A 12,988-nucleotide genomic window follows, 5' to 3' on the forward strand; every position below is an offset into this window, starting at 1 on the left:
TTCCGCACCTGTGGGGTACGTTTGAATACATTACGGCCGACACACCAGGCCGTCAAAACCAGCAACCGCCCGGGCGTGTCACGCCCCAACGGGGCGGAAACACGGCTTCCGTGCAGCCGGGACGGCACCCTATTTCAGCACAGCGGCAGTGCCGCTCGGGGCAAGAGTCTCGGCCTCGTCGTTCTTCACTTCGGCGGAAACCGAGTCATCCGCAACGGGGTGGGCGGCGCCCCTGTCCCCGCGGTACTTCCACAGGCCGATGCCGACCACGACGCCCGCAAGCAGGAGGGACATCAGGAGTTCCATGCGGGTGCGTTCGAGAATGGCCATGCCCGCGAGCAGTGCAACGATGGCGCCGATAGCCAGCCAGGTCAGGTAGGGGAAGGCCCACATCTTCAGGCTCAGGCGACTGGCGGCATCCGTGCCCATGCGCCGTCGCAGGATCAGCTGCGACACGGCGATGACGAGCCAGACGAGAAGCGCGATCGCGCCAGAGGTGTTGACGAGGAGAAGGAAGACCGTGTCGGGCGCGATGTAGTTCAGACCCACCGTGATGAACCCGACGACGGTGGAAGACAAGACGGCGGCGCGCGGCACGCCGCGGACGGAGATTTTCGACCACGCCGGGGGTGCGTCCCCGCGTTCCGACAGGGAGAAAAGCATGCGGCTCGCGGTGTAGAGACCCGAGTTCAGGCAGGAGAGCACACTGGTAAGCACGATGATGTCCATGATCGTGCCGGCCCCGGGGATTCCGTAGAGCTCGATCACAGCGACATAGGGACTCTTGGCCACGGAAGCGCTGTTCCACGGAAGCAGCGTGACGACGACGGCGATGGATCCGATGTAAAAGACGAGGATGCGCCAGACGGTGGATTTGACAGCCTTCTTGACCGCGTCGACCGGGTTCTCGGACTCGCCGGCAGCGATCGTGGCGATTTCGGCGCCGAAGAACGAGAAAACGACCACGAGCACGCCGCCGAGGACGGCGCCGCTACCGCTGGGGAAGAACCCACCGTTGCCGGTGAGGTTGCTCAGGCCGGGGGCCGCGACCCCGGGCATCAACCCGAGGATGGCCACGACGCCGAGCAGCAGGAAGACGGCGATGGCCGCCACCTTGATCGACGCGAACCAGAACTCGAATTCACCGAACATTTTCACGGAGGCGACATTGGTGCCCGTGAGGAGCACCATCAGAAGGAGTGCCCAGACCCACTGGTCGACCTCCGGCACCCAGCGGTGCACGATGGCGGCGCCGGCCGTGGCCTCGATGCCGAGGACGATGATCCAGAACCAGGCGTACAACCAGCCGATGCTCAGCCCCGCCCAGCGACCGAGGGCTTTGTCGGCGTAGGTAGAGAACGAACCGGTTTCTGGATGCGCCGCCGCCATTTCGCCCAGCATCCGCATGACCAGGATAACAAGCAGTCCCGCGGCCGAGTAGGCCACGAGGATGCCCGGCCCGGCCTGCTGGATGGCAGCTCCGGACCCGACGAAAAGGCCGGCTCCGATCACGCCGGCGATTGCGATCATCGAGAGGTGTCGCGGTTTCAGGGACTTGGACAGCTGCTGGCCTCCCCCGCCCTTTTTTGCGGCAGTGCGGTCTGTGTCTGTCTCGTTGGCCATGTCACTCCAGTTTCAGTGGGATGCTGCCACCCCGACGGTGGGGCCGACTGCTATCCATTGGTGCTTCGTGAGTCAGCGTATGACCGGCGATTACCGGCGCCGAAATCAACCCGCGGGTGGAAACGTGCTTGTAACGTGCGATTAATCGGCGGGCATGAGTGCGAGGACTTCGTCGCGGATGCGCACCATCACCTCAGGGGTCCCGGCCTCCACGGTGAGTCGCAGCTCGGGCCGCACCTGCTTCTGTTGCTGCTGCGGCGCTCGCTCCGGCTCGGTGCGCGATGGGCGCACGTTAAACCACCAGAACGGTTCGTCGACGCTCGTGAGGCCGATGACCGTAAGGCCGTCGATCTCCTCGAAGTCGGCGGAACCCGTGTAGGCGTCGACGACGCGCGCGTAGACCCCGGGCAGGTCGTCGACGGCCATGCTGATCTCGCCGGAATGGGCGTAGGGCATGGCATCCGCCGCCAGCGCCGACAACGGGCGGGGCTGGAATCCGAGCTCCGCCAGAACGTGCAGGGCCGCGAGCAGACCGCTGTCGGCGCACCAGAACTGCGGGAAGTAGTAGTCGCCGGAGTACCCGAACCCGAACACTGCCCCGGTGGCCCGCAACTCGGCCCGCATCAGGGATCCGCCGACCGAGGTGGGGACCGCGGCCGCACCGGCCGCCTCGATCGTCTCCGCCACGAAGCGGGAGACGTTGAGGTCGTGCAGAACCACCACATCCCGGCCAGGGTCCTCAATCCGCGCGCTCGCGATGGCGCGCCGGGCGAGCACGGCGCCGATCGCGGACGAGGGCACGACGCACCCGGTCTCGTCGACCACCACGCAGCGGCCGCCGTCGGCGTCGAAGCCGAGCCCGAGGTCGGCCTCGTGCTGGATCACGGCATTCCGCAGATCGGTGAGGGTGGCCGGGTCGGCAGGGTCGATGGTGTGCGGCGGGAGGTCCGGGCCCTGATCGAAGAAGAGCGGGACGATGGTGAGGGCTGCTGCGCGCGGTGTTTCGGCGGGGTCCGCCGCCGCGGAGGCGCCGCCGGCCGGGTCTCCGGCAGCTTCGCGGACATCGTCGCCGAAAACGTAGGGCACCGTGACGGCGGCGGCGCCGCGGCCGGCGTCGACCACGACGGTGAGCGGGCGGATGCCGGTGAGCCCGACGAGCGCGCGCAGCCCGGCCGCGTAGTCGGGCAGCAGGTCGAACTCGCGGCGGCGGCCGGGTGTCGCCACCGGGGCCGGCCCGGCGGCCAGATAGCCGACGGCGCGGTCACGAATGGCGCCGAGACCGTGGTCGTGCCCGATCTCTTGGGCACCCGCCCGAAGCATGGTGAGCGAGGAGGCGGTGATCCGGGCGGCCGGGGCGTTTCGGGCTCCCGAGCCGAATCGAATTTCGTCGGTGGAGCACACGCCGAGGTCGACGACGGTGGCCCCTCGGGCTTCCGCACCCCGGGTGAAGGCGGCCACGAGCTCGCCCGCCTCGCCCCGGTCGTGACCGAGGAGTACCTCGCGGCTCTGCGCACCGACTTCGTCGACGAAGGCAGCGGCAAGGGCAGCCACCAACTGCGCGGTCAACGGTGCGGCAGTCGTGCCGCACACCTCGCCCGAGCCGACGACGGCGCCCAGGCAGGCGGCGGCATCCGTCTGGTCCGTCATTCCGCGGATCCCGACTCGGCGTCCGGCCCGGCGGCCGGCTGTGCGTCCGGCCCGTCGGCCGGCTCGGTCGCCGGCCCGTCGGTGCGGAGGCGCACCAGCTGCCAGCCCTGCGGGGCTGCGGTCAGCCGGGCGTGCCGGGCGCAGAGGTCGAAGGTGTGCGGCTCGCGCTGCACGGCAAGCGGACCGAGGACGGCCATCGCGTCGGCATAGTCGAAAGTGAGAGTCGCGGCGGATTCCTCCGAGCAGGCGACACGGGAGCAGGGCCGGAATGACATTGGCTACAGGATACCCGTCAACGGGTCGAACTAGGATGAGGGCATGTCTCGAGTTCGCCGTTCCGCCGTGTCGACGCCGGCCCCCGTTCAGCGCGGGCGAGGTCGGGACCGGCACGGCCGGGGCATCCGCAGCTCGGCGACCGGGCCTTATTTGCCGCCTCTGCAGACGCGCATCGACAACTTCGATATGACCGTGGCGTCAACCGTTGACTACCTCCGCTCGGTCTGGCCGGAGCAGCTGGGTGATGTGAGGTTCGTGGTTGCGGCCGGTCCTTCCTCGGTGCTGCCGGCCATCGGAGTGGAGCGCTGGGCCGTGAACGCCGCGGAGCGTCGCGTGGTCTTCTACCGTTTGCCGATCCAGCGCCTGACGCGGCTGCATCGGAACGACGACCTGCACCGGCGGATGGTGATCGAGAGCTGCGTGTTCCGCGCGATCGCCGAGCTGCTCGGCAAGGACCCGTGGGACCTGGCGCCGGATCGGTTCCGGCACTTCTAGGGTTCCGCTCGCGTCTTTTGCTGGCGGCGGCCGGGGTGCGCTCGGTCGCTTTTTTGTGCCCGGATCCCCGTAATTACGGAGCTTGTGGCCGAAGTTTGCCCCAATTTGAACTAATTCCAAACCGTTTGACGGAGGGGACCGAACCTCATTCAGCACCAAGAACCGCTGAATCCCAACCACAGACCCTAAGGATTTTCTCATGCGCTCATTCACCAAGACCACGCTCAGCCTCGCCACCGCGGGCCTCCTCATCGCCGGCCTCTCCGCCTGCTCGACCACAGCCGATGCGACCGCCCCGGCCGAGAATTCCTCCTCCTCTTCCTCCCCTTCCTCCGAGGGAGCAACCCCCAAGGCCCTCGCTTCGATCCCCGCATTGTCGGGCGTCGACACGTCCGTTCTCCTCGACGCCGACTTCGCTGCGGCGCTGACCAGCCTCGGCCTCACCCCCGGCACCGTGGGCACCGCCACCCTGACCGACGGCAGCCTGCACTTCCCGATCACCGGTGGAAACGTGGACTACTACGACCCCGAAGAGGACTACCGGCCCTTCGTCCAGGGCTCCATCGAGCACGAGGGCTCCGGCTTCTCACTGACCGCCGGCGAGACCACGGTCGAATTGACCAACTTCACGATCGACCCGGGCACCAGCAAGCTGTTCGGTGACGTGAGCGTCAACGGAGAGTCAGCCGCCACCCAGGTCCTCCTCTTCAACCTCTACGGCGGGACCCTGAAGCCGCTCCAGATGGACGGCGATAACGCCATCCTCGAGGGCACCACCGTGCACATCTCGGCTGAGGCCGCCGGCCTGCTCAACGACACGTTCATGACGGATGCTGTCGCTGACCAGCTCCTGGTCGGCATCGCGAAGATCACGGTCGCCACCAAGTAACACCGCTTATCAGGAAGGGCCCGCTGCGCAGATGCGCAGCGGGCCCTTCCTTGTGTTGCTCGCGGTGGTCGAGACGCTGACCCGGCGGCCCGGCGGCCCGGCGGCCCGGCGGCCCGGCGGCCCGATTCTGCCGCCCGGTTCTGCCGCCCGCCCGGGGCATCCGGGGCGGCCGCGGTCGCTAACTTTGGGGATTTTCGCAACACGCCGCACACCCAGGCGCCACAACCGGCATTTCGCGAAAATCTCCGCGTTTACGTCACACGGCGGATGGGAGGTGAGGGCCGTGTGACCGATGCCAGCGGCGGTCAGTTCAACGGATTGCGCCGTGGCCCCTCTTCTCCTTCACAATATGGGCGTCATCGGGTTTTCCACAGAGCGATGACTGGTGCCGATCTGGGGCATGGAATGTCAGTGGATACCCGTAGCGTCTCCCTCATGAAGCCCACTTATAGCGAGAAGTTCGAGGCCCGGGGCGACACTTCGAGGCGATTCAGGCGACGCAGGCGGAGTCCGCCCGAGTCGACGCCCGATTCGCCGCGCAGGTCAATGGAGCCCGCCGGTATTCCGAGATCACGGCCCGGAACGCGACTCGGGGGAGCTCCGTGCACCTGCCCGACGGGACGCTGAAGAAGACGTCACCGACCGGGCGCGCCCTCCTCAGCGAACCAGCCACGATCATCCGCCCGGCGGGGCATCCGGCGGAGAAGGAGGAGAAGGCGGAAGAGTAGAAGGTGAAGAAGGCGCGGGAGCCGGATTCGGACGTGCCGGCGCCGTTCTGATCGGGCGGAACAGGCGTCGTGCCACCTCGGGGCGGGCGCGGTGGATCGACACGACGACGATGACGACGATAGCCGTGGCGATGGCCACCCGGGTAAGCGGAATCGACGGGACCAGCAAGCGGAGGGTGAGGGCCATCGGCACCAGAAGCCATTCCCAGCGGCCGCTGAGGGCGATGAACGGCAGCAGCAGCAGGGCATACCAGGAGTACCGCGGGCTCAGAATGAGCAGCGCACTGCCGATCATGACAAGTTGGCCCAGCCAGGGCTGGTCGGGGTCCGTCTTCCAGATCACGAGCACGGCGATGACGAAAAGCAGCACACCGGCAACGATGACGGCCGAGCCGCCCGGGGCGACCAGCGAGAGCAGGGCGAAGCGGGTGCCGTCCTCATACCCTTCCTCGGAGAGGTAGCCGGGCAGATAGCCGAGCACCCCGATACCGGTGGTCAGCACATACGGCACGTACAGCAGCAGGAAGGTGGCCACGGCGGCCACGGCGACCTTCCACCCCTGGCGCCGCAGCATGGCAGGGGCCGCGAGCACGGGAATCAGCTTGGTCGCGATCGCCGCGCCGAGCGCGATCCCACCGCTCCAATAGCGCCGGCCGGTGACCAGGAACACCGCGCTCAACGTGAAGACGACGCCGAGCATGTCGATGTGGGAATTCGTGACCGCTTCCGTGGCCACGAGCGGACACCAGGCCCAAAGCGCGGCGAACCGCTGGTCGATGCCGCGGCGGCGCATCCCGACCAGCAGCATCACCGTGGTGCCGACGCTGAGCAGGAGGCCCGTCAGTTGCAGGGGCCAGTACTCCGCATTCGGCCCGGTGACCGCCCGGACGCCGGCGAAGAAGATCTCGGCGGCCGGCGGATAGATCGTGGGCACTCCGGTGCGGTTCAGTGCCGAACAGAGAATCTCGTCGGACTCGCTTTTCAGCGCCGTCTGGATGCGTTCGCCGACGCACACGAGATCGCCGGCCGCGGTCAGCTCCGGAGCCGGAAACAACCAGTCGGGGCGCAGGGCGTCGAGCCGATCGTCGGCCGGCGTGTAGGCATACGGCGAAATGCCCGCGGTGGCGACGATGCCGTCCCAGGCGTAGCGCGCGGAGTCCGTGCTCGTGTTCGGCGGACCGACCATGGCCGCGGCCCCGATCCCGACCGAACCCGCCAGGATCAGCACGACCACGGCCCGGCCCCGCACCCCGCGCAGCAGGACCACGGCGAGCGCGAAAAGCAGCCACAGCCCGCTGGTGCAGATGACCAGAGGCACCGTGTCGCGTCCCGGCTTGAACAGGTCATACGCGAGCACGCTGAAGGCCGTCAGGGCCGCACTGGCGGCAAGGAGGAGGGAGACAACGGCGATACGCACCCTGCCATCCTGACGGAACCCGGGCATTCGGGCCCAACCGTCCCGGTGCGCGTCACCGGACCGTAAGGATTGCGCCGCCTCTCCGGGCACCCCGGATGATGCAATGGAACCATGAGACGAATGATGTACGAGGCCCAGCGCGCGCTGGCCTCCCCGGTGCGCAATCCCCGGCTGGCGGTCGTGACCGGCCGGCTGCTCGGCGCCGCGTTCATCGTCTGCTTCGGCACCGGCCTGTACAGCCATTTCCTGCAGGAGCCGCTGCCGTGGATGCGGTTCCCGACCCGGCCCGCGTCGCTCTACCAGATCACCCAGGGCACGCACATCGTGGCCGGCATCGCATGCTTCCCGCTGCTGCTGGCCAAGCTCTACATCGTCTTCCCCGACCTGTTCCAGTGGCCGCCGGTGAAATCGTTCCTACACCTGCTCGAACGCGCGTCGATCGCCCTCTTCGTGGGCGCATCCCTGGTGCAGATCACCATCGGCCTGATCAACACCTACCAGTGGTACCCGTGGCCCTTTCCCTTCCGCGAGGTGCACTACGCCCTCGGCTGGGTGTTGGTGGGACTGCTGGTACTGCACATCGGCATCAAGCTGCCGATCATCACACGGTTCTGGAACGGGCGCGCCGCTGCCGAGCACGAGGCAACGGATGCCGCGAGCGACGTTGAGTCACCGGCCGACGTCGAGGCGGTGCGGCTCTGGGGCAGCGGACGTCCGTCCGGTGTGACGGGCCGGTTGATCGCCTGGATCGACGCCACGCCCTCGTTCGTGAGCGAGACGAAGACCGTGAGCGAGACGACGACCGTGAGTCGCCGGGGCTTCCTCACCACCGTCGGAATCGCCTGCGCCGCCGTGGTGGGGCTGACCGCCGGCCAGACCTTTGCGCCTCTGGACGCGGTGAACGTGTTCGGTCCGCGCAAGAAGGGCGTCGGCCCGCAGGGCCTCCCGGTGAACCGCACGGCCGAGGAGGCAAAGGTCACCGCGTCGGCCGTCGCCGCCGGCTGGGTGCTCACCCTCGCTGCCGGTGGCGTGGAGCGCAGCTTCAGCCGCGCCGAGCTCGAGGCCCTGCCGCAGACCGAGGTGGAACTGCCGATCGCCTGCGTCGAGGGCTGGAGCCAACTGGCGCTCTGGCGCGGGGTTCGCCTGTCGGAACTGGCCGACCTGGTCGGCGCCGACACCGGCGCATCCTTTCGCCTGATCAGTCTCGAAGAGCGCGGCAGCTTCAAGAAGACCGAGATGGGACCGGAATACGTGCGGGACCCGCTGACCCTGGTGGCGCTCGAGCTGAACGGCGAGACGCTCGACCTGCAGCACGGTTACCCGGCACGCATGATCGCCCCGGGACGGCCCGGAGTGCTGCAAACCAAATGGCTGAGCCGGATCGAGGCGATCACCGCATGAACACCGCAGGTATGACAACAGCACGCGCGACCACCGCGCTCCCCCACGCCGGCGACCGACGGATGCGCGCAGCCCGCACCACGCTGATCCTGCTCGGCACGTCCGGGCTCCTCTTCGGCCTCTACGTTCTTTTCGACACAGTGCGGATCACCCGACTGCCCGGGGTGGCGCTCTGGATCGGCGCGGCGATCGTGCTGCACGACGCCGTGCTGGCCCCCCTGGTCTTCTTCTGCGGCCTTCTGCTGCGCCGCGCGGGGCGCCGCGTCACGGGCACGATCGTGCTGGTCGTGCAGGCCGCCATCGTGGTCGGCTCGATCATGACGCTGATCGTGGTGCCCGCGATCGTCGCCCGGTCGCTCACCTCGAACAATCCGAGCATCCTTCCGCTCGACTACGGTCGGAACCTCGCTCTGTTCTGGGTGGCCGTCGCCCTGGTCGCGACGGTCTGGTCGGTCGTGCTCTACGCTCGCAGCAGGCGCGCGAACCAGCGGCCGTCCAGCCGCCAGTCCTGAGCCACGACCAGACCGGTCGCTCCGGCACGGTCGCGGAGGCCGTTAATGCCGATTTCCGCCCAGGGGAACACGGCGCTGCGGCTCCCGGTTGAATCCTCGATGGTGCCGAGGTAGCTGTCGTCCCGGGCCGGGTCGTGGCTGAGTTCGACCAGGAGAACGCCGTCCGGCGCCAGCAGGTCGGCGCAGCGCGTGAGCAGAACGGATGCGTCGCCGCCGATTCCGATGTTGCCGTCGACGAGCAGCGCGGCCGCCCAGCCACCCTCCAGCGGCAGAGGGTCGAAGACGCTGCCCTGCAACACGTCGAGGCCGGCGTCTGCGGCCATGCGCACGGCGGTCGCCGACACGTCGAGGCCGAGCGCGGTCAGCCCCAGCCCCATGGCGGCCCGCACCATGCGGCCGGGGCCGCAGCCGATGTCGAGCACCGGGCCGGTGATCCCGTCGAGCAGGCAGAGGTCGGTGTCGTCGGCGTCGGCGCTCCACCGACCGGCGTCGATGGTGGCGTGCTCGCCGGAGGATATCCGGCGCAGGTAGAGCACGTTGTCGGCGTTCCGCAGCGCGGCGGCATAGGGCTCCGCGCCGCCGGCACCGAAGGTGGTCGGTTCGGCCCACTCCCCCTCGAGTTGTGCGGCCAGCAGCGTCATCGGAAATTGTCCGTCGGGCTCGGCGGCATCATGGCGGCCAGAGCCGTGGCGAATCTGCCGGTGGGCGCGATCCCCGCCACCCGGTGGGCGTCTTCGATGGTGTCCACATCGGTGAGGGTAGGCAGCAGGTTCACGCGCAACCCAGCATCCGTCAGCCGTTTCAGCTGCACAGCGCCAGTATCGTCCCGGGACATCGGCACGCCGCGGATCAGGTCGCCGGTCGGGTCGTTCAGGGCGAGCGCCCAGAAGCCGCCGTCGTTCGCGAAGCCGAACCAGGCATCCACGTCATCGGTCCAGTCGGTGAAGACGGGTTCGAGCAGGGCGGGGGTGACCTGCGGGGTGTCCATGCCGACCAGCAGCATGGGACCCTCGCAGGCGTCGAACACGGCCGCGAGCCGCAGGTCGAGGGTGCCCTCCACCTGTGGCAGGATCTCGTAGCCGGCGGCTGCGTTCGGCGCAATCACACCGTCGAAGGCCAGGATGCGGCGGGTCGCGGGCAGGGCGGCGACCGCGGCGAGAGTGTCGTCGAGGCTGGCCGCCGCCAGATCGGCGGCCTGTTCGAGGCTCAGCGGCGGGTGCAGCCGGGTCTTCACCCGACCGGGAAGGCATTCCTTGGCGATCACGACGATGGTCGTCATCGGCGCGTCTCCCGGAGGAGGGCGGACATGTCATTGACCGCGGTCAGGGTGCCGCGCACGGTTCCGGTCACCTTGCTGCGGCCGACCCTGGGCGAATACGTCGTGTCAACCTCGAGGATGCGCCAGTTCGCCGACGCCGCCTTCAAGAACATCTCCAGCGGATACCCGCTGCGGCGGTCCTGGAGATTGAGGTCCAGCACGGATTCGCGGAGCGCGGCGCGCATGGGGCCGAGGTCATGGATGTTCACCCCTGTTATTCGGCGCAGACGCCAGGACAGACTGGAATTGGCGAGGCGCGCGTGCAGCGGCCAGGATTTGGCGGTCGCGGGCCGGCGGCGGCCGAGCACCAGGTCGGCGGATCCGGCCCGCACGGGATCAACCAGGAGCGGCAGTTCGGCCGGGTCCATCGACGCGTCGGCGTCGCAGAAGGCGACAATCGGCGCGGTGGCCGCCAGGAGGCCCGCGTGAGCGGCGGCGCCGAAGCCGCGGCGCGCCTCGTGCACGACCTGGGCGCCGGCCATGGCGGCGATCTCAGCCGATCCGTCGGTCGAGCCGTTGTCGACGACGATGGCCCGATACCCCTCCGGGAGTCGCGACAGCACCCAGGGCAGAGCGTCGGCCTCGTTCAGGCATGGCAGCACGAGGTCCACCTGGAACACAGTCATGGGACGACACTATGGGGGCCGGCTCCGCCGAAACGGCCAAAGAGATTACGGAGTGAGGAAGAAACGGTGTCGCCTGCTCCGGCCCGGCACACCCGGTGCCTGCCGCTCTATCCTGATTTCGTGCCTCCTTCCCTGCCCCCGGGCGATTTGCGCCCGCTACCGCCTCTCGAGCGCCGCATCCTCGTCGTCGACGACGACCCGACGGTGTCCGAGATCGTCTGCCGGTATCTGCGGGCGTCCGGGTTCGTGGTCGACGAGGCGGCAGACGGCTTGGACGGGCTCGCGAAAGCCGAACAGCTGCGGCCAGACCTGGTCGTGCTCGACCGGATGCTGCCACTCCTGGACGGAATCGAGGTGTGCCGGCGCATCCGCGGGGACTGGGAGATCCCGGTGATCATGTTGACCGCCCTCAACCAGGAGGAGGACCGCATCGACGGCCTCGAGGCCGGCGCCGACGACTACCTGACCAAACCGTTCTCCCCGCGCGAACTCGTGCTGCGGGTGCAGTCGGTGCTGCGCCGGAGCACCGCGCCCGCCGTGCCGGCCGGTCTGGTCTCGGCCGGCGACTTCGCCCTGGACGCGCAGGCGCACGAGGTGCGGCTGCGCGGCGAGCCGCTGGTGCTCACCGCGCGGGAATTCGACCTGCTGGCCCACCTGATCAGGCGTCCGCACACCGTGCTCAGCCGAGAGGACTTGCTTCGTTCCGTCTGGGGCTGGGAGTTCGGCGACCTGTCCACGGTGACGGTGCACGTGCGCCGGCTGCGGGAGAAGATCGAGGCTGACCCGGCGCAGCCCCGGCTGCTGAACACGGTCTGGGGGGTCGGCTACCGGTTCGACCCGGTTCCGCTGGCTCCCACGGGGCGGCAGTCATGACACCGGATGTGCTCCTCACGGTCTCGCTGTTCACGCTGGCCTGCGCGGTGGTCGTCGGCGGCGCCGGCCTGCTCACCCTGCGCCTGCTTTCCCGCACCTCCCTCGTACTGCAGCTGATGGTGATCGCCCTTGCCACGGTGGTGTCGGTCGTCGGCGGGATGGCGGCGGTCGCCTCGCAGACATACGTCTCCCGGCACGACCTCACGGTCTTCTACTCCGTGGCCAGTGTCGCCGGACTGGTGTCGCTGGCCATGGCCGCGGTGCTCAGCCGTCAGCTCGCCCGGGACAGCCGCTCCCTGCGCTCGGCCGCGGCCAGCATCGAGCGCGGCGAACGGGTCGCGGCGACCGACCGGCACAGCAACAACGAGTTCACGGCGCTGGCCGGGGAGCTGGCCGCGACCGGGGAACACCTCGCCGAATCCCGTGTCCGCGAGAATCAGATCGAGGAGTCACGGCACGAGCTGATCGCCTGGATCTCTCATGACCTGCGCACGCCGCTCGCGGGCATCCGTGCCATGGCCGAAGCCCTCGAGGATGGCATGGTCGAGGACCCGGAACGGTACTACACGCAGATGCGCGGGCAGGTGGACCGGCTCACGGGCATGGTCGACGACCTGTTCGAGCTGTCGAAAATCCACTCCGGCACCCTGCGCCTGAGGCTGCAGCCGGTCTCGCTCTACGACCTGATCAGCGACACCGTCGCCGGACTCTGGCCGATCGCCCAGTCCAAGTCGCTCGACCTGCGATTCGCCGGAGAGAAGGGGCTGACCATCCTCGCGGACCCGCGCGAACTGTCCCGGGTGGTCGGCAACCTCGTCATGAACGCCATCCAGCATTCGCCGGCCGGCAGCTCGATCGTGGTCTCGGTCACGGCCAGCACCGGATCGGGTGCCGGTGCCACCGACCACGCCGTGATCTCGGTAACGGATGCCGCTGGCGGCATCCCCGAGCAGGACCTCAGCCGGGTCTTCGAAGCCGGCTGGCGGGCGAGCGGTCCGCGCACCCCGGTGGCCGAACCGTTGGGCACCGGCGGCGCTGGCCTCGGCCTGGCCATCGTGCAGGGGATCGTGCGGGCGCACCACGGCGAAGTGCGGGTGCGGAACGTGCCCGGCGGGTGCCGGTTCGAGGTGCTGTTGCCGCGGCATCCGATCGCTACGCGCTGATCCGCGCCGGACGCCCCGAA

Annotated in this window: 13 protein-coding genes; 6 read left to right on the forward strand and 7 right to left on the reverse strand. The window is 68.8% G+C overall.

Annotation, left to right across the window (positions count from 1 at the left end; all coding sequences use genetic code 11):
• Window positions 1-129 precede the first annotated feature (129 nt).
• From E3T34_RS07595 to E3T34_RS07605, 3 genes are all read right to left on the reverse strand, one after another.
• Window positions 130-1,623: an amino acid permease gene (locus E3T34_RS07595; protein WP_134342634.1), complete on the reverse strand. Its 1,494-nt coding sequence runs from the start codon at window positions 1,621-1,623 to the stop codon at window positions 130-132.
• A 141-nt stretch (window positions 1,624-1,764) separates the two neighbouring features.
• The gene (gene manB / locus E3T34_RS07600) at window positions 1,765-3,270 is read right to left on the reverse strand and encodes a phosphomannomutase/phosphoglucomutase (protein WP_134342635.1); all 1,506 of its coding nucleotides are present in this window, start codon (window positions 3,268-3,270) and stop codon (window positions 1,765-1,767) included.
• A complete protein-coding gene (locus E3T34_RS07605; RefSeq protein WP_104099183.1) occupies window positions 3,267-3,545 on the reverse strand; it encodes a DUF3499 family protein in 279 nt (92 codons plus the stop codon). The genes manB and E3T34_RS07605 overlap by 4 nt, the downstream gene beginning before the upstream one ends.
• A 43-nt stretch (window positions 3,546-3,588) precedes the next feature.
• On the opposite strand from E3T34_RS07605, the gene E3T34_RS07610 reads away from it, so the two are divergent.
• The gene (locus E3T34_RS07610; protein WP_104099184.1) at window positions 3,589-4,041 is read left to right on the forward strand and encodes a metallopeptidase family protein; all 453 of its coding nucleotides are present in this window, start codon (window positions 3,589-3,591) and stop codon (window positions 4,039-4,041) included.
• Window positions 4,042-4,240: 199 nt separating this feature from the next.
• A complete protein-coding gene (locus E3T34_RS07615) occupies window positions 4,241-4,930 on the forward strand; it encodes a hypothetical protein (RefSeq protein WP_104099185.1) in 690 nt (229 codons plus the stop codon).
• Between the two features lie 675 nt (window positions 4,931-5,605).
• Here the strand turns inward: E3T34_RS07615 and E3T34_RS07620 are convergent.
• Window positions 5,606-7,075: a glycosyltransferase family 87 protein gene (locus E3T34_RS07620; RefSeq protein ID WP_166785861.1), complete on the reverse strand. Its 1,470-nt coding sequence runs from the start codon at window positions 7,073-7,075 to the stop codon at window positions 5,606-5,608.
• Window positions 7,076-7,186: 111 nt separating this feature from the next.
• Here E3T34_RS07620 and E3T34_RS07625 point away from each other — a divergent pair, with 111 nt between their 5' ends.
• Both E3T34_RS07625 and E3T34_RS07630 read left to right on the forward strand, forming a co-directional pair.
• A complete protein-coding gene (locus tag E3T34_RS07625) occupies window positions 7,187-8,476 on the forward strand; it encodes a molybdopterin-dependent oxidoreductase (RefSeq protein WP_104099188.1) in 1,290 nt (429 codons plus the stop codon).
• Window positions 8,477-8,487: 11 nt separating this feature from the next.
• The gene (locus E3T34_RS07630) at window positions 8,488-8,988 is read left to right on the forward strand and encodes a hypothetical protein (RefSeq protein ID WP_104099189.1); all 501 of its coding nucleotides are present in this window, start codon (window positions 8,488-8,490) and stop codon (window positions 8,986-8,988) included.
• Here E3T34_RS07630 and E3T34_RS07635 read toward each other — a convergent pair.
• From E3T34_RS07635 to E3T34_RS07645, 3 genes are read right to left on the reverse strand one after another with little or no spacing between them, the layout of a single operon-like run.
• Window positions 8,937-9,629 (reverse strand): bifunctional 2-polyprenyl-6-hydroxyphenol methylase/3-demethylubiquinol 3-O-methyltransferase UbiG, encoded by a 693-nt coding sequence (locus tag E3T34_RS07635; protein ID WP_104099190.1) that lies wholly within the window; start codon window positions 9,627-9,629, stop codon window positions 8,937-8,939. The genes E3T34_RS07630 and E3T34_RS07635 overlap by 52 nt on opposite strands.
• Window positions 9,626-10,267 carry a DUF2064 domain-containing protein gene (locus tag E3T34_RS07640; RefSeq protein WP_104099191.1) on the reverse strand — a complete coding sequence of 214 codons (642 nt, stop codon included), beginning with the start codon at window positions 10,265-10,267 and terminating at the stop codon, window positions 9,626-9,628. The genes E3T34_RS07635 and E3T34_RS07640 overlap by 4 nt, the downstream gene beginning before the upstream one ends.
• A complete protein-coding gene (locus E3T34_RS07645; protein ID WP_104099192.1) occupies window positions 10,264-10,932 on the reverse strand; it encodes a glycosyltransferase family 2 protein in 669 nt (222 codons plus the stop codon). Before E3T34_RS07645 ends, E3T34_RS07640 begins: the two co-directional genes overlap by 4 nt.
• Before the next feature lie 120 nt (window positions 10,933-11,052).
• On the opposite strand from E3T34_RS07645, the gene E3T34_RS07650 reads away from it, so the two are divergent.
• Both E3T34_RS07650 and E3T34_RS07655 read left to right on the forward strand, forming a co-directional pair.
• Entirely contained in the window at window positions 11,053-11,805 is a 753-nt protein-coding gene (locus E3T34_RS07650) for a response regulator transcription factor (protein WP_233191092.1), read from the forward strand.
• Entirely contained in the window at window positions 11,802-12,968 is a 1,167-nt protein-coding gene (locus tag E3T34_RS07655; RefSeq protein WP_134342637.1) for a sensor histidine kinase KdpD, read from the forward strand. The genes E3T34_RS07650 and E3T34_RS07655 overlap by 4 nt, the downstream gene beginning before the upstream one ends.
• Window positions 12,969-12,988: the final 20 nt, after the last annotated feature.

Source organism: Cryobacterium sp. TMT1-62 (genome assembly GCF_004403145.1).
GTDB classification, from domain to species: domain Bacteria; phylum Actinomycetota; class Actinomycetes; order Actinomycetales; family Microbacteriaceae; genus Cryobacterium; species Cryobacterium sandaracinum.